Here is a 19,172-nt window from a genome sequence, read left to right as displayed (position 1 = left end):
CCGACGACCTGTACCAGGCCGGCGCCAAGATCATGACGCTGCAGCGCGCCAACACCGTGCGCGGCATGACGAAGGACGACGGCACGATGGGCGAGAACGACATGCGCAACGTCCACGACACGATGTGCGCCTGGACGTTCGACCACGATCCGGACAAGCAGCCCTTCACCGAGGGCACCATCAAGATGGACCGCGACGACTTCCAGACCGCCCTGGGCATGGTGTACGACACGTTCGGCTGGGACCACGAGAAGGGCTGCCCGACGGCCGCCTGCCTCGACCAGTACGGCATGGCCGACGTGAAGGAAGAGCTCGACGGCCTGGGTTTGCTGCCGTAGCGCAACCCACGACACGGGGTCGCATCTCCCCCTCTCCCCGCGACCCCGACCTCCTTATAGGAACGCCCCCGGATGCAGCATCCGGGGGCGTTCCTGGTTGAGAGGCTTTGCGCGAACGACGCGAAGCTGGACGCGTGCATCCCAAGCAATCCGCCGCGCCGGAGGCGTAGGGAGCAGGGGCTCCCTACGCCTCCGCCATCTTCAAGTCCACGCGGGTGGAGCGGAAGGAGCAGTGCTCGCAGATGATGCAGGGGACGCCCATGGCGTTGCAGGGCACGACGGCGTCGAGCTCTTCGAGCGTGGCGCCGCGGTGCGCGAGGTAGTCGCCGATGAGGGCGCGGATGGCCTCGACGGCGAAATGGAGCGTGTACACCTTGTCCACGGGGACGCCGTCGAGCGCCGTCTTCACGTCGTCGGTGGTGATGGCCAGGGCCTCGTCGAACGTGCGGCCTTCCAGCATGGAGCACACGACGCTGGCGCAGCCCGTGACGGCCAGGCACCCGCGCGCTTTGAAGCCCACGCGCACGAACCTTTCGGTCTCGGGGTCGATGACGGCGAACAGGCGCAGCGCCACCTCGCCGCGCTTCGACTTGCCCACCATGCTCTGCGCGTTGAACCCTTCGGGGGCGCCGCCGTTGCGGAAGTTCGCCACCACCGACAGCAGCGTGTCGGAGTACCCCGTCACGCCGTCCTCGATCTCGGTTTGGTACACGTCGGCCGTGCGCAGCACGTGGCGATCCTTCACCTCGCGGTATACGTTGCGCGCCTCGTCTTCCATGAAAGCCCCTTTCGTGCGCCGTTGCGGCGCCGTACGTGCCGGCCTTTGCCGGCGTTCGGTTTACAGAAACATGTCGCGCTCGACGGAGTTCCACTCCGCGAGCGACGCCGCATAGGTGGGCGTGAGGTGCTCGGTCGAGAAGTAGTACACATCGCCGTTCGACGCGGTGACGGTGTCGAGATCGGGATAGGCGCCGCTTTCGTGCACGGTGCGCCACAGCTCGTCGATCTCGTCGGCCGACAGGTTGAACGGCTCGTTGGACAGCGACGACGCCTCCATCGGCCGCGGGTACTTCCGCGACTCGTCGCGCACGCACTCCACGAACGTCAGCACGCGATCGTCCTCGCTGGCGAGGAACGACCAGCGAGCGTACGCGTCCGTCATGCGATCGTTCGAGTAGAGGTAGTAGCTGTGCTTCCCGACGAGCGCCACGATGTCGTCGCAGGGAACGCCCGCGAGCGCTTCGTCGCCGCCGGCCTCCTCTGCGTCGTCGCGCCGCTCGGGATCCTCTGATTCCGCGTCTTCCACGCCGAGCTCGGGATGACGGGGGTCTTCCGCTTCCTCCGGCTCAGGCTCCTCCTCCACGCGCAGCATGCGGGGAACGCCCACCGGGCGGGTCGCCGTGCGAACGGGAGCCGCAGGAGCCGCGGCGGCGCGCTCGTCGCGCTCGGCCTTGCGATCCTCGAGATACTCGTAGACGAACATCTCCCAGTCATCGACGGAGAAGTGCTGCGGCACGAGGCCCGCGTCAAGCCAGCGCGCCGGCTGAACCAGCTTGCCGTCCGCAGACTGCGCGCGCACGTCGTCGAACACCGCCGCCAAGAACAGGCGCTCCACCTCTTCGTCGCCCATGCCCGCTTCGCCAGCCGCCGCGTCGCCGCGCGCTTCGGCAGCCGCCTCGGCCACGTGATCCCATGCGGGCATCGCCACGGGCTCGGCGTCGATTTGGGCTTCGACGGGAGTCTGCAGACCGAGCGCTTCGATGTCTTCCCCCTGCTCAGCCAGTGCGCGGATCACTTCGTCGCGGATTAGCTGAGCCTCTTCATCAACCATAAGTTCGCTCCTTTGCCATGCGCTGGTTTCCGTATGGTATGATGACCCACGGCGCGCGGCCCGCATCCCCTCTTTCAGGATAAATCGAGGCGAACGGGGCGTACGCCCGCGTCAACTTCGTACCGATCACGGGAGGGAGCGTACGGTTGGGCGCACGCACGACAACAGATCCGACGCCCGAGAGCGCCGAGCAAAGCCATGCCTACCGCGGACTCAGCGGGACGGCGCGCCGCTACGCTCCGCTGTGGCCGCTGATCCTCGGTCTGGCTTTCGGCCGCGCAGGCCTCATCGTAAACAGCTACGGCAGCTACACGAGCACCGACGAAGGCATCTTCACCGACGGCGCCATGCTGGTGGCGCTGTCCGTTCTGGCGCTGTTCCTCATCGCGCTGACCGTCAGCAAGCGCACCATCCGCAAGCGCACGACCAACGTGATCATGCGCGTGTGCGTGGCGCTGGAAGCCTTCGCGCTGGTGGCGATGGCCGCGTTCGACCTGCTCGACAGCGGCGGCGCGGGCGAGCGCTTCGTGCTGAGCGCGCTGTGCACCCTCGTGTCGTCCGGCGCCATCTATTATTGGCTGCGACGCGCTCGCGGCACGAGCACCACCGCCGCAGCCGTGTTCGTGTTCGTCGCGCTCATCATCAGCGAAGTGGAAATCTACCTGTGCACACTGCTGCCGGTGTTCGCGGGCAACGTCGCCGCCGCCGTGCTCGTGCTGCTGCAGTACCCCTGCATGCTGTGGGCGCGCAAGCAGCGCCGACCGCACGCCATCGTGTCGCCGACGCAGGCCAACGACTATTTCGGGTTCTCCAAAACCATGCTGCAAAGCAAGCAGTTCCTCGCGGCCACCGCGCTGGGCATCGGCTGCCTGTCCATCGTCATCGGCCTGCTGCGCGGCTACCCCGACGGCACCGCCATCGCGTTCACGCCCGTGACGCGCGCGGCGTACGGCGCGCTGACCATCGGCATCAGCGCCGCGCTCATCGCGTTGGTGCTGAAGCGCCGGCAGCACGTGATGACCGTGGGCATCTTCGTGGTCATGGAGCTGCTGGCCTGCTTCGCGCTGGTCGCGTACGCGGCCTTCCCCGACATGCTGGACATCGGCGCGGTGTTCACCACCACGCTCAACGCGCTCATGGTAGGGTTCACCTGGTATATCATCATCGCGTTCATGAGCTACGGCTGGCGCGACCCGTATTATTACGCCATCGCGGGATGGCTCGTGTGGCTGGGCTGCCGCGCCGTGGCGCGCATCGCGCTGCTGGGAAGCCACGAGCTGTACTCGAACGACATCCTCATGAGCGCCGTGATGGGCGCGATGGTGGTCCTGTCCACCCAGGTGGTGTTCGTGCAGTTCCTCAACATCACCCGGCACACGGCCGAGGAACAGGAAGAGCAGAGCGCGCGGCGCCAGAGCATGCTCAAGATCATGGGCCTCGACGAGCACGAAAGCCTCGCGGACATGCGCCAAGCCTCCATGAAGCACAACGCCGAGGAGATGGGAAAGCAGTTCCTGCTGTCCGACCGCGAGATCGAGGTGATGGCGCTGTATGCGCTGGGCTACACGCAGAAGCGCGTGGCCGAGGAGCTGTTCATCACCCAGGGAACCGCCCACGCGCACATCAAGCGCATCTACGCTAAAACCGGGTTGCACTCCCGTCAGGAGATCCTCGACTACCTTGAGCAGTACGCGTCGTAGAATAGGGAGATGTCGCCCGCGGCTCGCACCTCGGCTGCGGCGGCGGACGACGGGACGAGAAGAACACCCAGGGGGAACGGGATGCCGAATCTCATCGACATAGCGCAACGCCTGGCCGAGCAACCGGCCGTGGCGCTGCTGCACGAAGAGCGCTGCCTGCCCGAACGCGATCTGGGCTCATCCTGCGCGCGCTGCGCCGAAGCGTGCCCGGTCGACGCCATCGCGGTGGGCACGACGCGCGGCGATGACGATGCGTCCGCCACCGCGTACGGCTCCGTGACCAAGGACGGGCCCACCGGACCGCGCATCGACGACGAAGCGTGCGTGCACTGCGGCCGCTGCATCACGGCGTGCCCCACGGCCGCGCTGCTGGCGATCGCACCGCTCGACGACGATGCGCTGCTGGACGCAAGCGCGCAGGCGGGAGCGGCAGCGAGGGCGGCTCTCCCTCTTGCGCCGCGTGGGAATGACGGGGACCTGCAAGCCCCTACCGCGGCGCAAGGAAGAGGGGTCCGAGGAGGAGCACCCCAAGGGGGAACACCCCCGGCCGCCGGAGCCCGAGGCGAAGCGGCGGCGAGCGCCGCGGGCTCCTCCTGCGGGGGCTTCGTGTGCGAGCGGGCCGTGCGCGGCGGCGCGCGCATCGACGCCGAGCGCACGGTGACGCTGCCCTGCCTCGGCTGGGTAGACGAAGCGCTCATCGTGCACATGGCCTGCGCGGGCGCGCAGCGCATCGCGCTGCTGACGGCCCCGTGCGCCTCGTGCGAGCACGCCGCCGCCGTGGACGCGCTGCCGCAGGCGGCGGACGCGGCCCAGCGCATCCTCGACACGTGGCAGCTCGATGCCGTCGTGAGCATCGTCGACGCCGTGGACGACGTGGCCGCGCCCGACGACGAGGACGCCGCGGGCGAAGTGTCGCGGCGCGGCCTGTTCTCGCAGGCTCGTTCGGCGCTGGTGGAAGCGGCCACCGACGCCGCATCGGCGCAGATAGACGCGTTGGCCGGCCGACGCGCCGCCGACGCGCCCGCCCCCGAGCCCGACCGCCGCCGCTGGCAGCTGCTCGACGACCTGCACGCCGCGGGCCTTCCCTCCGGCGACGCCGTCGTACCGCGCGCGCTCGCGCCGCGCGTGGACATCGACGCCGAACGCTGCTCGGGCTGCGCGCTGTGCGCGGGCTTCTGCCCCACGCAGGCGCTGCGCAAGGCGGGCAAAGCCGCCGGCGGCCGCACGCTGCTCGAGTTCGACGCGGCCCTGTGCCGCGATTGCGGCACGTGCACCGACACCTGCCGCTACGAGGCCATCTCCCGCGAGGAGACGCTCACCGTCTCGGAGCTGTTCGCCCTCGAACCGCGCGCCATCGTCATCCCCAAGCGCCGCGTGCTGCCCAGCCGCCGCTGACCCCGACCGACCCGCCGCGCCAAGGCGCCAAGACCCCCTCCCAGAAAGGATCGACCCCCATGCTCCACTTCGACAGCGACTATATGGAAGGCGCCCATCCCGCCATCCTCGAGCGCATGATGGCCACCAACCTCGACCAGACGTCCGGCTACGGCACCGACGAGGTGTGCGCCGCCGCCCGCGAGCGCATCCGCGCGGCATGCGCCTGCCCCGACGCGGCCGTGTACTTCCTCGTAGGCGGCACCCAGGCCAACGCGGCCGTGGCCGACCAGATCCTGCGGCCGTGGGAGGGCATCGTGTCGGCCACGACCGGCCACATCACCGCGCACGAGGCCGGTGCCGTGGAGGCGTGCGGCCGCAAGACGCTGCCGCTGCCGCAGCACGACGGCAAGCTGGACGCCGCCGAGGTGCGCGCGCTGTGCGAGGCGTACTGGGGCGACGAGAATCGCGAGCACATCGTGGCGCCGGGCGCGGTGTACCTCTCGCATCCCACCGAGTACGGCACCGTGTACTCGCTGGCCGAGCTGGAAGCGCTCGCGCAGGTGTGCCACGACTTCGACATGCGGCTGTTCATGGACGGCGCGCGCCTGGGCTACGGCCTGGCCGCCGTGGGCACCGACGTCACGCTGGCCGACATCGCGCGTTTGTGCGACGCGTTCTACATCGGCGGCACGAAGGTGGGCGCGTTCTGCGGCGAGGCCGTCGTGTTCACGAAACCGGGGCTTGACGACCACTTCTTCACGCTCATGAAGAAGCGCGGGGCGCTGCTGGCGAAGGGGCGCTTCCTGGGATTGCAGTTCGACGTGCTGTTCGACCAGGTGGAGGGCGAGCTGCGCTACGAGCGCATCGGCCGCCACGCCGTCGAGCTGGCGCAGCGCATCGCCGAGGGCTTCCGCGCGAAGGGCTACGAGCTGGCCATCGACTCGCCCACGAACCAGCAGTTCGTCGTCCTGGACGACGCCACCAAGGAGCGCCTGGCCGAGCACGCGTCGTTCGGCTTCTGGGAGCGCACGCCCGACGGCCGCACCGTCGTCCGCTTCGCCACCAGCTGGGCCACCCGTCCCGAAGCCGTGGACGAGCTGCTCGCGCTGCTGTAACACGAAAAAGCCCCGGGTCCGCTTCGCGGCGGGCTCGGGGCTTCGTTGCGCTCTCGACGCAGTTGGCGCTACGGCTGCGGCACCAGCGGCGGGAAATCCACCAGCTTCGGCGTGCCCACGCGCAGGCTCAGCTGTACCTCGCAGGGCTTGCACGCCTGGCTCAGCTCCACGTCGCTCTGCACCGACATGTACATGTAGGTGTCGATGGCGTCCCAACCCGTGATGCGCATGAGCAGGCGCTGCATCTCCTTGCAGCCGTTCATCAGCGCCTCGTCGAACTCCTGCGCGCTCGCGTTCACGTACCACTTGCCGTGCGCGCCGAACGTCTCCAGCACGGGCCAGTTCAGCTCGAAGCCCTTCACGAGCGACACCTTCACCGTGATGTCGGCCGCGATCTCGATGCCCGTGCCGCACAGCTCGGCGTCGCCCATCGTGGCGTGCACGTCGCCCATCTGCAGCAGCGCGCCCGGAACGCGCACGGGGAAGTACAGACGCGTCCCCTTCGTGACCAGCTTGTTGTCCAGGTTGCCGCCGTGCGCGCCCACGAAGCCGTCGATGACGTCCTCGCCGTCGGGCGCGGTGCCGATGACGCCGATCATCGGATTGATGGGGAACTTCACGCCGTTGAAGTCGGCCATGCCGCCCTCGATGGGGATGATCTTGCTGCGGTAGTCCGTCGTCTCGAACAGCGGACCGCAGTGGTCGTCGGTGGCGATGACGCCGTGGTCGGCCACCTGCACGTCGTAGATGTCCACCACCAGCACGTCGCCCGGCTCGGCGCCCTCCACATACACGGGACCGGCGGCCGGGTTCGTGAACCCGTACGAGAAGTTGAGGTCCTTCATCGTGACGTCTTCGCTGGGGATGCGCCCGGCGAAGCAGTCCTGCGTCTTGAACAGCAGCACCTCGCCCGGCTGCGCGGTCGCGCACGGCGCATTGTCCTTGGAAAACTTGATGACCTGATCCTCAATGACCTGCATGGTACCTCCTTTGGTTGATGGCGCGCTCTCGCCAACGTGTGGTGGAACCAGTATACCGCTGCGCCTCCGCTTTCCTTCGGGTTCTCTCGCGCAACCGATGCCCAACAAAACGCGCCCTTCGGACCAGAACGCGCTATCGTGGAACACGACAGCAGCCGCACACGTCGAAGGAGCCTGCTATGAGCGAATCGGAAGCGCGCAACCTCTGCCTGGTCGAAGGGCGCTTGCCCGCAGACGAGACGGTTCGACGCCTCAAGGACGAGCTGGCGGCGCGCTCCATTCCCGTGTTCGCCACGTTCGACCACGCTCGGAACGCCGAAGACGTGGGGCTCGACCTGCGCCCCACCACGGTCGTGGTGTTCGGCTCGCCCCGGGTTGGCACCGCCCTCATGCAGGCCGACCAGCGCATATCGCTTGAGCTTCCCCTGCGCATCGCCGTTTGGGAGGACGAAGCGGGCCGCACTTGGCTGGCATTCCCCACGATGAAGGAACTTGCAGAACGCTACGGCCTCGGCGAGATGCCCGTCATCGCGAAGATGCAGGAGCTCCTGGAAAGCTTGGCGAACCAGGCCGCCGACAACCGGTAAGCGGCCCCGCGCCGGGCGCGCGAAAGCCGCCGTCCGTCGCTACGACAGCCCCAGCCAGGTGGCGAACTTCGGCACGTAGCCCATCACGAAGATCACGACGATGAGCGCCGGGATGCCGAACTTCAGCCACAAGCGCGACCAGGCCGGGAACTTCACGCCTTTGCCGGTGTCGGCTTCGGCCAGGAAGTTGTCCCAGCCCCAGCCGCCCTTCGTCACGCAGAACAGCACGTACAGCAGGCTACCGATGGGCAGCAGGTTGTTCGACACGATAAAGTCCTCGATGGACTGGATGTCGCCGATGGCCGGAATCTGCACGCCCGCCAGCACGTTGAACCCGAGGGCGCACGGCAGGCTGAGCACCGTCACGATGACGGCCGTGCGCGCGACGGCCTTCTTGCGCGTCCAGCCCCACTTGTCCATCGACCAGCTGATGAGGTTCTCGAACACCGCGATGATGGTGGACAGCGCGGCGAAGCTCATGAACACGAAGAACAGCGCGCCCCACAGCTGCCCGAGCGGCATCTGGTTGAACACGCTGGGCAGCGTGACGAACACGAGGCCCGGACCGCTGTCGGGCTGCACCGAGAACGCGAAGCAGGCGGGGAAGATGATGAGGCCCGCCACGAGCGCCACCGCGGTGTCGAGGCCGCAGATGCGCAGCGCCTCGCCGGTGAGCGAGCGCTCCTTGCCGATGTAGCTGCCAAAGATCTCCATGGCCGAGATGCCCAGTGACAGCGTGAAGAACGCCTGGCCCATGGCCGCGTACACCGCGTCGCCGAACGTGGCCCACTGCTCGGCCGAGGTGGCGCCCGCGAACAGCTTGCCGAAGTCGGGGATGAGGTAGAACTTGAGGCCTTCGAGGCCGCCCGGCAGCGTGACCGCGCGCACCACGAGCACCGCCATGATGCCCAACAGGCAGATCATCATCACCTTCGTGATACGCTCGACGCCCTTCTGCAACCCCAGGCTGCACACGAGGAAGCCCAGCACGATGACCACGAGCATCCAGCCGACCAGCTCGGTGGGGTTCGCCAGCATGTCGTTGAACACGGCGCCGACGCCCGCGCTGTCCAGGCCGTTGAACGCGCCCGTGCCCATCTTCACCACGAACGACAGCATCCAGCCGCCCACCGTGGTGTAGAACATCATGAGCACCATGCACCCGATGTAGCCCCACCACGAGAACCAGTGCCACTTCCGCGACGGCTGCAGCGTGTCGAACGCCACCGCCGAGCTCTTCTGGCTGGCACGGCCCACGGCGAACTCCATCACCATGACGGGGAGGCCCAGGATGACGAGGAACACGAGGTACATGAGCACGAACGCCGCACCGCCGTACTCGCCCGTGATGTAGGGGAAGCGCCACACGTTGCCCAAGCCGATGGCGCATCCCGCGGATATCAAGATGAAGCCCAAACGCGAGCCGAACCGCTCGCGCTTGGCGATGCCGCCATCCGCCTGCGCGCCCGCAGCCTCGGCCGCGCCGCTCCCCTTGCCGTTGCTCATACCATACCTCTCCCGCTGATTCTTGTACCAAATTGCTCGTAAGAAAAGCGTTACGATTGTAGCGTAAGAATCGTACGGTTGAGACTTTGACCGCTATTTCTTGAGTTTCCTTACCGCGCTTCTTTCATCATGCGGGCGAGACGGCGCTCGATGACGAGGTCGGCCACGCCCTTCACGATGAGCAGGACGCCCAGCACCAGCACGAACATCGCCGTCGTGGCGAACGGGTTCACGATGATGACGAGGCCGCCGATGGCGATGATCGCGCTGAGGATCAGCGTGACGACCCACATGCTGCCCTGGTACGCGCGCAGCTCGACCGAGCGCACGGCGTTCACGATGCCGCCGATGGTCAGCAGGATGCCCAGGATGAGCGAGAAGAAGCCGCCCACCGCCTCGGGGAACAGGAACACGAGCAGCGCCAGCACCAGCAGGAAAATGGCGTTGACCAGCACGCCGCCCGAACGGTAGCGCGCGCCCGAGGAGCGGAAGTACGCCACGAGCGACGCGATGCCCGACACCGCCAGGTACAGCGCCAGCAGGTACACGACGGTGATCACCGTGATACCCGGCCAGAATGCCAGAAGGATGCCGAGCGCGATGGACGTGATGGCCTGCGCCAGCATGTTGGAACGCAATGCGTCGAGAAACGATTTCATGATGCCTCCGTTTCGTGCGGTTGAAGGTGATGTCCTCTATCATAATGCGTTCCGGGCGCGTATGCGGTATCCGATGCGTAACGGGTGCGATGCCGCAACGCCGCGATGCCGCGCGAAACCCGTCGCGGGCGCATTATAATGATGCGACGCAGCCTCGGGGGTCACGACGGAGGGGATATGGGGAACACGAACCAGCAGAACGACGCGAAGCAGTTTGGCGCGAGCCGACGCTACTCCGTTGCCGTCGTCGGCTTCACGTGCCTGTACGCCGTGTGCGTTTCGTTCTTCTATTCCAGCTGGACCGTCGACGGCTCGGACGTGTCGGTCGCGCTCTTCGACAACGTGCTGAACCCTTCGATCTTCGCGATGTCGCTGCTGTTCTCGCTGCTCGTACGCTCGAAACTGCCCGTCGCCCGCACGCCGCTCCTTGCGGCGGGCTACGGGGGGTTCGCGCTGGGGCTGGGCGGCGCGCTCCTCGCCGCGACGACGAGCATCGGCCCCGCCGTCGTCGCCGCGTCGGCGCTGGCGGCCGGCATCGGCATGGGGCTGGTCATGCCCTTCTACTTCGAAACGTTCGCGCATTACCCGTCGCGCCGCGTCGCCATCGCGTTCGGCATCATGTCGTTGGGCGGCATGGCGGCGAACATGCTGTTGGAATTCGCGCCCGACGTCGTTTCGCTGGCGGCGTACGCGGTGCTGCTCGGCGCTTCGGCGCTGTGCCTGGGCAACGCGCACCGCACGGAGCCCGCCGAGAGCGAGGGCGGAGCAGCCGAAAGAGAACGCCGCAGCGCAGCGCCGCATGCGCGCGACGCGTTGTCGAAGCACGACTTCCTCGACGTGTTCCTCGTATCGGGCGTGTGCACGTTCGCGCTGTCCATCGTGTACGGCATCCTCGACACCGCGGCCACGGGCGGCAGCGCCTCGCCCGCCACGTCGATCCTCATCTCGCAGTTCGGTGGCATCGCCGCGGCCGTCGTATTCCTCGCCTACTTCGGGACGCGCGCGAAACCCGCGCCGTCGCTGCTGTTCAACGTGGTGTTCGGCATCCTGGCCACCGGCATCCTGTTCCTGCCGTTCCTGTCGAACGACTACGCGGTGTCGCTGAACATCCTGGCCGCCGCCGGATGGAAGCTCGTCATGCTGGCGCTGTTCTACCTCGTGGTCACCACGTACGCGCACAGCCGCGCGAAGCTGCTCGTGGGCATCTCGCTGGCGTACGCGCTGCCGCGGTTCGGCCTGTTCGTGGGGCAGAACGTGGCGCAACTGCTGGGCGTGGGCAGCACGGCCGACTTCGTGCGCACCACGGCCGTGGCCTTCTTCTTGCTGTACCTCATCCTCATGGTCATCTGGATGGTGAACTCGCACGAGCGCAAGCGCGCCGAAACGCAGGCGCGCGCCGCCGACGAGCTGCTCGGCCGTTTCGCGCAGGAGCAGGAGAGCGTGCGCAAGCTGCGCTGCGACGCGCTGGCCGACGACCACGGGCTGACGAACCGCGAGAAGGACATCCTGTACCTGCTGGCCCAGGGACGCGATCTCGCCTTCATCTGCGAGACGCTGTTCCTGTCGAAGAACACGGTGAAGAGCTACCAGAAGACCATCTACGCGAAGCTCGACGTGCACAGCAAGCAGGAGATCATCGACCTCGTGCACGGCGAAGCCGACGCAGCGCGACGCTAGCCCGCACAACGCGGCAGCGAAGCACCACCATAATCCCCAGGTCACGCACCCCACCTCAAGGGGGGTTTCGCGGTTTCCCGCCTCAGGTGGGGTGCGCGCGCCCCATTGCGCCCGTACGCTGGGTCCCAGCAGATGCGCTTCGGCGCGTCGAAGCCAAGATCGCAGAAGAACGTACCATGGAGGAGGCTTTTTATGGGGAACATCGCATCGAACGCACCGTCGCACGCAACGGGAGTGTCGCGCCGCTCGTTCATCACGGGAGCGGCGGCGGCCGGCATGCTGGCAACGCTGGGCTTGGCAGGTTGCGCGCCGCAGGACAAGCAGACCGCATCGGCCGCCACGAACGGCGCCGACACGAAGTGGGACGAGGAGTGCGACGTCCTGGTCGTGGGCAGCGGGTACACGGGCCTGGCTGCGGCGCTTGAGGCGAAGAACGCCGGCGCGGACGTCAAGGTCATCGAGAAGACGGCGCGCGTGGGCGGCAACTCGGCGCTTGCAGCCGGCGACTTCGCCGTGTGCAACTCCAGCGTGCAGGAGCGCGAGGGCGTGCAGGACTCCGTCGAGCAGTACGTGGACGACATGATGGTGGCGGGCCTGTACCTCAACGACAAGGAAAAGTGCCGGGTGATCGCCGAGAAGTCCAACGAGACGTGGGAGTGGACCATCGAGATGGGCGCCACCTGGGCGAAGAACGACAACGACGAGTACTTCCTCTACCCGTACGGCGGCCACACCGTCATGCGCTCCATCGCGCAGGGCGATGGCGGCGGCGCGAACGTCACGGGCCCCTTCGCCGAGAAGCTCAAAGAGCTGGGCGTCGAAGTTGAGACGAAGCGCATGCTCACGGAGCTGGTGAAGGACGAGAACGGCCGCGTGATCGGCGCCATCGTGCACGACAAGCCCAGCGGCAACGACGTGGAAAGCGGCACGCCCGTCGCCATCAAGGCAAAGAAGGCCGTGGTGCTGACCACCGGCGGGTTCGGTCGCGACCTGGCGTTCCGCCAGGCGCAGGACCCGCGCCTCGACGACTCCGTGGACTGCACGAACCAGGAAGGCGCCACGGCCGAGAGCCTGCGCGCCTCGGTGGCCGCCGGCGCGATGGCGGTACACACCGACTGGATTCAGCTGTTGCCCTTCATGAGCCCGGACGAGCAGGGTTACGGCGTGGCCGCGTTCTACACCGACGGCCAGGCCAGCTACGCCCCCACGCTGGAAGTAGCCACCGGCAAGCGCATCGTCAACGAGCTGACCGACCGCAAGCGCTATGCCGACGCCATCCTGGAAACCGGCCAGCCGTGCGTGCAGATCACGTGCAAGAAGGCGCTGTACGACGGCGGCACCGGCCTCGAGGGCGCCATCAAGGCCGGCATCACCACCGAGTTCGCGTCCATCGAGGAGGCGGCCGAGCACTACGGCATGCCCGTCGATGCGGTGAAGGAAGAGATCGCCCGCTACAACACGTTCGTGGCGAACAAGGTTGACGAGGACTTCAAGAAGCCCATCCCCGACGACGCGCAGCCCATCGACGAGGCCCCGTTCTACGGCGTGCGTCTGTGGCCGAAGGTGCACCACTGCATGGGCGGCGTGAAAACCGATCTCGAGTGCCGCGTCGTCGACATGGACCTGCAGGTCATCCCCGGCCTGTACGCGGCCGGCGAAGCGGTGGGCGGCATCCACGGCGCATGCCGTCTGGGTTCCTGCGCCACGGCCGACTGCCTGGTGAACGGCCGCATCGCCGGCCAAAACGCCGCCAAGGAGCAAACCGCCTAGCGTGCGCGCGACGCGGCGTGCGCAGGGTCGCGCGCGCGACGCGTCGTTGTCGCCCGAAACGGTCGGTTTTGCGCGCAAAACCGACCGTTTCGGGCGACAATCCCCTTCCCAACCAACACGCGTCGCCCCGCCGCACCCTCCCTCCCCGGCGGGGCGACGACCGAGGCTCCGGCCGCATCGGCGGTCGGAGCCTCGGTCGTCCAAATGGAGCGTTTCATGTGACCAATTCTGGGCAGAACGGGCCCGACCGCCCTCCCTATACTGATGTCGCCCGCATTGGGGGAATGCACTATGCGGCATCAGGACGATAGGAGGAGCATGGAAAAGAAGCAGGATTTTTCACCGATCGAGTACGTGAAGGACGGCAGGCTCACCCGCCGAACATTCGTGAAGGGGGCCGGCTGGATCACCGTCACCTCGGCGTTGGGGCTCGGCATCGCCGGTTGCGCGCCCGCCAGCAAGCCGCAGGCGGACAAAGGGGCGGCCGCTTCCGCCGACCCGAACGAGGGCGTCACCTACGCGCACGCCTGCTGCAATCTCAACTGCACGTCGCACTGCCATCTTAAAGCCCACATCAAGGACGACACTATCGTCACCGTCACGCCGGGCGACACGCCCGGGCGCGAGGACTACGCCAACGCCTGTCTGCGTGGCATGGCGCTCAGCCAGAAAACCCAGGACGAGAACGCGCGCGTGATGTACCCGATGAAGCGCACGGGCGAGCGCGGGTCGGGCGAGTTCGAGCGCATCTCGTGGGATCAGGCGATGGACGAGATCGCGCAGAAGCTGAACGAGACGAAGGAGAAGCACGGCGAGCAAGCCGCCGGCTTCTACTCGTTCACCGGCAACTCGGGCAACCTCTCGATGAGCGCGCCCACGCGGTTCGCGGGAACCTTCGGCGGAACCGTCTTCGACATCGAGGGCATCATGGGCGACCAGGGCGCCAGCATGGGCATGATCCTCGCGTACGGCGTGAAGCGCGGCTCGCACGACACGCGCGACTACCTCAACTCGAACATGATCGTGCTGTGGGGCCGCAACGTGGCCGACACGCACACATCCGAGTTCCGCTACCTCGTGGAAGCGCACGAGAAGGGCGCGAAGATCGTCGTGGTCGACCCGCGCCTGTGCTCGTCGGCGACCATCGCCGACCAGTGGATTCCGCTCAAGCCCCAAACCGACCCTGCGCTGGCCCTCGGCATGATGAACGTCATCATCGGCAACGACCTGCACGACAAGGAATGGCTCGCCTCGTACAGCGTGGCCCCCTTCCTCGTCAAGGAGTCCGACGGCTCGTACGCCATGGACGGCGAAGACTGGCTGGTGTGGGACACCGCGTCGAACAGCGCCAAGAAATACAACGAGGAGGGCGTCGCGCCCGCCCTCTCGGGCACCTTCGACGTGAACGGCGAGGCGGTGCGCACGGCGTTCGATCACCTGGTCGACGAGGTGTCCGCGTACACGCTCCCCGTGACGGCCGAGATCACCGGCCTGTCCGAAGACGTCATCGAGACGTTCGCGCTAGAGTACGCCAACGCGAAGCCGGCCGGCATCCGCATGGGCCAGGGCATGCAGCGCGTCTGGAACTCGTTCGCGCCGTTCCGCACGGTGGCGGTGCTCGCAGCCGTGACCGGATACGTGGGCGTCGAAGGCGGCGGCGCGTCGCACATGGGCGGCATCACGGCAGCGCAGCCGCATCCCGAGATCGAGAAGCCTGCGCTGGGCAACCCCGACTGGTCGAACACCGGCGACAAGAAGGCCGCCATGGTGCGCACGTCCACCATGTACGACCAGATCATGACGAAGGATCCGTACCCGCTCGACTTCCTGTGGTTCGCGAACTCGAACTTCGTCAACATGAGCCCCGACGCCAACAAGATCATCAACGAGGTGCTGCCCAACGTCTCGACCATCGTGACGGTGGACCCGTACTGGACGTGGACGGCCAAGCAGTCCGACTACGTGCTGCCCGCCTGCAACTACTGGGAGAAGTGGGACATCGAGGACCGCACCCCCTGGGTCATCATCAGCAAGCCCGTCATCACGCCGATGGGCGAGAGCAAGTCCGACGCCGAAATCATGTCGTTGCTCGCGAAGAAGGTGGGGCTTGAGGAGCTTTGGAACAAGTCCGACGAGGAATGGGTGCGCGGGTTCATCAACTACGACCATCCCGCCTGGGAAGGCTTCGATTTCGACAAGGTTGCCGAGGAGGGCATCTTCGCCCGCGCGGACGGCATCTTCGAGCCGCTGATCTTCCGACCCGACAACACGTTCCCCACGCCGTCGAAGCGCTTCCAGCTGTACAACGAGGAGCTCGTCGCGTTCGGCCAGGAGGTTCCCACGTACGAGCCGATGCTCGAGGATCCGTCGGGCGACCTGGGCCAGAAGTACCCGCTCGTGTACCTGCAATTCCATGATCGCCTGAACGTGCACTCGCAGCACATTCTCATCCCCGAGCTCAGCGTCGTGCAAAGCGAGCCGCTGCTCGAGATGAACCCCATCGACGCCGAAGCGCGCGGAGTCAAGCACGGCGACGTCGTCTCGATCAAGAACGACCGCGGCTCCTGCAAGATGAAGGCGTTCCTGACCGAGGGCATCCGCCCCGGCGCCGTCGCCACGGCAAGCGGATGGACGCCCGAGCAGTTCATCGAGGGCAACTACCAGATGCTCACCCATTTCACGATTAACCCGACCGAAGAGTTCATAGGCCAGACCAGTACCGCTTTCTATGACGTGTTGGTCGAAGTAGAGAAAGCGTAGGTGCAACCATGGCTGACAAGGTTCAATACGGCATGGTGATCGACACGACCCGTTGCATGGGCTGCCAGACATGCGTGGTAAGCTGCAAGATTTCGAACCAGACCCCCGAGGGGCTGTACTGGGGCCGCGTTCGCAGCCGCGACGGCGAGATCCCCTACCAGGCCACGGGCACCTTCCCCGACGCGAAGCTGGCGTTCAGGCCCGAGCTGTGCAACCATTGCGCCTCGCCCGCGTGCTTCGCCAAGTGCCCGGCGGGCGCCATTCAGAAGCGTGAGGAGGACGGCGCCGTGGTCATCGACGAGGAAGCGTGCATCGGATGCGGCACGTGCGCCCTCGCCTGCCCCTACGAGATTCCCCAGATCGACGAGGCGGCCAAGAAGGCGTCGAAGTGCAATCTGTGCTACGAGCGCACGGCCGTGGGCGAGCAGCCCTGGTGCGTGCTGTCGTGCCCGGGCAAAGCGCGCATCTTCGGCGACCTCAACGACCCGAACAACGACGTGGCGAAGTACCTCGCCGAGAAGCAGGCCGTCCCCTTCCACGAGGAATTCGAAACCGGCCCCTCGGTGTACTACGTGCTCTGACGCGCGCCCTTCACCTGCGCTCCCTCCCCGGAAGCCCGCCTCGGCGGGCTTCCCGCGTTGACGCTAGAAACGGGCCGCGTTCTTGGCGGCCAGCAGCACGAGCGCGCTTGCGATCGCGAAGACGGCCTGTCCGGCGAAGACGAGCTCGGGGGCCGCGGCCACGGCGAACAGCCATCCGAACAGCGTCGAGGCGCAGGCGATGCCCAGATCGACGACGTTCTGCTGCACGGCGAGCGCCGACGCCCGGAACCGCTCGTCCACGCGCGCGGATATCGTGGACAGCACGACGATCGTCGACCCCGACGATCCCATGCCCGCCGCGAGGCCCGCAGCCAGCAGCACGGGCGGCATCGCCTGCGCGAACGCGATCAGGCCGATGCCCACCCCCATGCAACCGAGCGTCGTCGCCAGCAGCACGCGCTGATCGCACTTGTCAGCAACCCATCCGGCAAGGGGGTTGGCGATGAGGCCGCCAAGGCTGAAGCAGGAGAAGAACAGCCCTGCGTTGATGGGAATGTCGGCGCCCTCGACGAACGTCACGACGAAGTTCATCGACAGGCCGTACCCGAGCGCGACGACCGCCGTCACGCCCAGCAGCACCACGAGGCTTCGCTGGCCCGAGGAAAACGCCATGCGCAGCGTTTTCGCCGTCCCCAGACGCCGCTCCTCGCGCGCGGCGCGCGCGGAGCGCCCGTCCGCGTCGCCGCCCGCGCTTCCACCCGTGCTGTCACCCGCAGGCGCGAAGCAAAACGACAGGACGAACGCCGCCGCAGCGAAGCCCGCCAGCACCATGAAGCAGGCGGCGTACCCGCGATCGTTCACCAGCATCAGCGCGACAAGCGGGCCGAACAGGAGCGACGCCGCCGTGGCGAACCGGTAGGAGCCGATGAACAGGCCGCCTTTGCCCGCAGGCGCGATGGAGGCCACGGCCGCGACCGCGCACGGCCAGAACGCCGAGAGGCCCACGGCCTGAATGCAGCGGATGAGCAGCAGCTGCCAGAACGTCGCGCAGAAAACCAGCAGCACGCTGGACACGACGAACGAGGCCGCGCCGACGACCATGACGAAACGGGTGCCGCGCCGGTCGGCCAGCGGGCCGAAATAGAACCGCATGACTACGGCCACCAGGAGGAACACCGTCCCCTGCAAGCCTGCTTCCACCATCGTCGCGCCCATGCCCAGCGCGTACGCCGGCAGCAGCGTCATGAGGATGTTGTTGCACCCGTACATGAAGAAGCCCGCCAGCGACAGCCCGACAAGCGGCACGATTCCCCTTCGGACAGGCCCGCGCGCTCCCGCGTTCGGCTGCTCCGCATTCGTCATATCCCCCACCCCCTACGCCCTTGTCCAGAGTATATCCGTCGGGCTTCGGCGGGTCTGACCAATATTGTGCACAAGCGCGCGGGCGCCGCTATTCGCTCGATTCGAGCAGCGTGACCTTCTCCAGGCGATCCATGTCGAGGATCTCGATGCTGTTCCGCCGCTTCGCCACGATGCCCTGCTCTTGAAGGCGAGAGATCGACGACGTGACGGAATTCCTGCTGATGCCGAGGATGTTCGCCAGATCACTGTTGTTGTACTTCACGATGATCGGCGCCGGCGTGCCGTCGTCCTCATCGGCGTCCGCGGCGGCGTCGTGCGAGCCCTGCTCGTCGCGCCCCAGGCTGAGCAGCAGCATGGGCACCCGTTGGGCGGTTGCATAGAACGCCGATTGGACCGACTCGTTCGTCAGCACCGAAATGAGGTTGTACAGGTACTTCACCACCATGTCGGCGAAGTCGGGACACGTGTGCAAGGCTTTGAAGAACGACTCCTTCGGGATGGCGATGAGCTCGCTGTCGGCGCACGCGCTGGCCGTGGCGATGGGCACGCAGCTATCGCCCAGGATTTGAAAGCCGAAGAAGTCCCCCTTCTTGCAGAAGTAGAGCGTCTTCTTTCGCCCGTCACGCTCGAGCTTGTATATCTCGACCATGCCCTCCACCACGAAATGGGCGCTCTTGTGAGGCTCTTCGCCCCACCCGAACAGGACGCCCTTCGGCACGCGGCGCACGCGGTAATCGACGCCCGCCTCCTGCAACATGCCGATCAGCTCGTCCTTCGTCGGAATCTCCGACGCGATGTCGCCCTTGTCAGGCCAAAACATAGCGATGCCCCTGCAATTGCATGTGCTTCATGATCTCCCCCACCCGTCAAACGCCTGAGCAGCACCGCTCCCCCGGTATCGTGGCTTCGGCCATGTCGAAACGCCGAAGCCATGCTGCATGCCCCCAAGCATAGCACAGCGTCCGCTC

The 19,172-nt window shown here is 66.8% G+C and carries 16 protein-coding genes; 9 read left to right on the top strand and 7 right to left on the bottom strand.

The annotated features are described in order from the left end of the window. Positions 1-338 (top strand): aldehyde ferredoxin oxidoreductase C-terminal domain-containing protein (locus tag H8S61_RS11195; protein ID WP_301332070.1); only part of this gene is annotated, 338 nt, incomplete at its 5' end. A 184-nt stretch (positions 339-522) separates the two neighbouring features. Here H8S61_RS11195 and H8S61_RS11190 read toward each other — a convergent pair. Both H8S61_RS11190 and H8S61_RS11185 read right to left on the bottom strand, forming a co-directional pair. Continuing rightward, positions 523-1,116, bottom strand: coding sequence for an iron-sulfur cluster assembly scaffold protein (locus H8S61_RS11190; protein ID WP_160940979.1), 594 nt, complete (start codon positions 1,114-1,116; stop codon positions 523-525). A gap of 60 nt (positions 1,117-1,176) precedes the next feature. Further along, on the bottom strand, positions 1,177-2,169 hold the full coding sequence (locus H8S61_RS11185) for a YdhW C-terminal domain-containing protein (RefSeq protein WP_186939042.1): 993 nt from the start codon (positions 2,167-2,169) through the stop codon (positions 1,177-1,179). A gap of 146 nt (positions 2,170-2,315) precedes the next feature. Here H8S61_RS11185 and H8S61_RS11180 point away from each other — a divergent pair, with 146 nt between their 5' ends. The 3 genes from H8S61_RS11180 to H8S61_RS11170 all read left to right on the top strand — a co-directional run bounded on the left by H8S61_RS11180 (position 2,316) and on the right by H8S61_RS11170 (position 6,361). After that, positions 2,316-3,869, top strand: a complete 1,554-nt coding sequence (locus H8S61_RS11180) for a helix-turn-helix transcriptional regulator (protein WP_186939041.1) — start codon at positions 2,316-2,318, stop codon at positions 3,867-3,869. A gap of 81 nt (positions 3,870-3,950) precedes the next feature. Further along, positions 3,951-5,264, top strand: a complete 1,314-nt coding sequence (locus tag H8S61_RS11175) for a 4Fe-4S binding protein (protein ID WP_186939040.1) — start codon at positions 3,951-3,953, stop codon at positions 5,262-5,264. A gap of 59 nt (positions 5,265-5,323) precedes the next feature. Next, positions 5,324-6,361, top strand: coding sequence for a threonine aldolase family protein (locus tag H8S61_RS11170; RefSeq protein WP_160940975.1), 1,038 nt, complete (start codon positions 5,324-5,326; stop codon positions 6,359-6,361). 68 nt (positions 6,362-6,429) lie between these two features. Here H8S61_RS11170 and H8S61_RS11165 read toward each other — a convergent pair whose 3' ends face one another. Further along, positions 6,430-7,341: an acetamidase/formamidase family protein gene (locus H8S61_RS11165; RefSeq protein WP_186939039.1), complete on the bottom strand. Its 912-nt coding sequence runs from the start codon at positions 7,339-7,341 to the stop codon at positions 6,430-6,432. A 179-nt stretch (positions 7,342-7,520) separates the two neighbouring features. Here H8S61_RS11165 and H8S61_RS11160 point away from each other — a divergent pair, with 179 nt between their 5' ends. After that, on the top strand, positions 7,521-7,928 hold the full coding sequence (locus H8S61_RS11160) for a DUF302 domain-containing protein (protein WP_222617670.1): 408 nt from the start codon (positions 7,521-7,523) through the stop codon (positions 7,926-7,928). Between the two features lie 39 nt (positions 7,929-7,967). Here H8S61_RS11160 and H8S61_RS11155 read toward each other — a convergent pair whose 3' ends face one another. Next, entirely contained in the window at positions 7,968-9,434 is a 1,467-nt protein-coding gene (locus tag H8S61_RS11155; protein ID WP_186939037.1) for a sodium-dependent transporter, read from the bottom strand. A 110-nt stretch (positions 9,435-9,544) separates the two neighbouring features. Beyond that, positions 9,545-10,093 carry an HdeD family acid-resistance protein gene (locus H8S61_RS11150; RefSeq protein ID WP_186939036.1) on the bottom strand — a complete coding sequence of 183 codons (549 nt, stop codon included), beginning with the start codon at positions 10,091-10,093 and terminating at the stop codon, positions 9,545-9,547. A 177-nt stretch (positions 10,094-10,270) separates the two neighbouring features. On the opposite strand from H8S61_RS11150, the gene H8S61_RS11145 reads away from it, so the two are divergent. The 4 genes from H8S61_RS11145 (at position 10,271) to H8S61_RS11130 (ending at position 16,881) form a co-directional block, all read left to right on the top strand. Beyond that, positions 10,271-11,770, top strand: a complete 1,500-nt coding sequence (locus H8S61_RS11145; protein WP_186939035.1) for a helix-turn-helix transcriptional regulator — start codon at positions 10,271-10,273, stop codon at positions 11,768-11,770. 192 nt (positions 11,771-11,962) lie between these two features. Further along, a complete protein-coding gene (locus H8S61_RS11140) occupies positions 11,963-13,540 on the top strand; it encodes a flavocytochrome c (RefSeq protein WP_186939034.1) in 1,578 nt (525 codons plus the stop codon). Between the two features lie 318 nt (positions 13,541-13,858). Continuing rightward, on the top strand, positions 13,859-16,300 hold the full coding sequence (locus H8S61_RS11135; protein WP_186939033.1) for a molybdopterin-dependent oxidoreductase: 2,442 nt from the start codon (positions 13,859-13,861) through the stop codon (positions 16,298-16,300). 8 nt (positions 16,301-16,308) lie between these two features. After that, positions 16,309-16,881, top strand: a complete 573-nt coding sequence (locus H8S61_RS11130) for a 4Fe-4S dicluster domain-containing protein (protein WP_186939032.1) — start codon at positions 16,309-16,311, stop codon at positions 16,879-16,881. A 63-nt stretch (positions 16,882-16,944) separates the two neighbouring features. Here H8S61_RS11130 and H8S61_RS11125 read toward each other — a convergent pair whose 3' ends face one another. Both H8S61_RS11125 and H8S61_RS11120 read right to left on the bottom strand, forming a co-directional pair. Beyond that, the gene (locus tag H8S61_RS11125; RefSeq protein ID WP_186939031.1) at positions 16,945-18,147 is read right to left on the bottom strand and encodes an MFS transporter; all 1,203 of its coding nucleotides are present in this window, start codon (positions 18,145-18,147) and stop codon (positions 16,945-16,947) included. 145 nt (positions 18,148-18,292) lie between these two features. Next, positions 18,293-19,024 (bottom strand): Crp/Fnr family transcriptional regulator, encoded by a 732-nt coding sequence (locus H8S61_RS11120; protein ID WP_186939030.1) that lies wholly within the window; start codon positions 19,022-19,024, stop codon positions 18,293-18,295. Positions 19,025-19,172: the final 148 nt, after the last annotated feature.

Source organism: Eggerthella hominis (assembly GCF_014287365.1).
GTDB classification, from domain to species: Bacteria; Actinomycetota; Coriobacteriia; order Coriobacteriales; family Eggerthellaceae; genus Eggerthella; species Eggerthella guodeyinii.
Note: the sequence above shows the minus strand (reverse complement) of the source record. Positions and strands in the feature narration are given on the sequence as shown.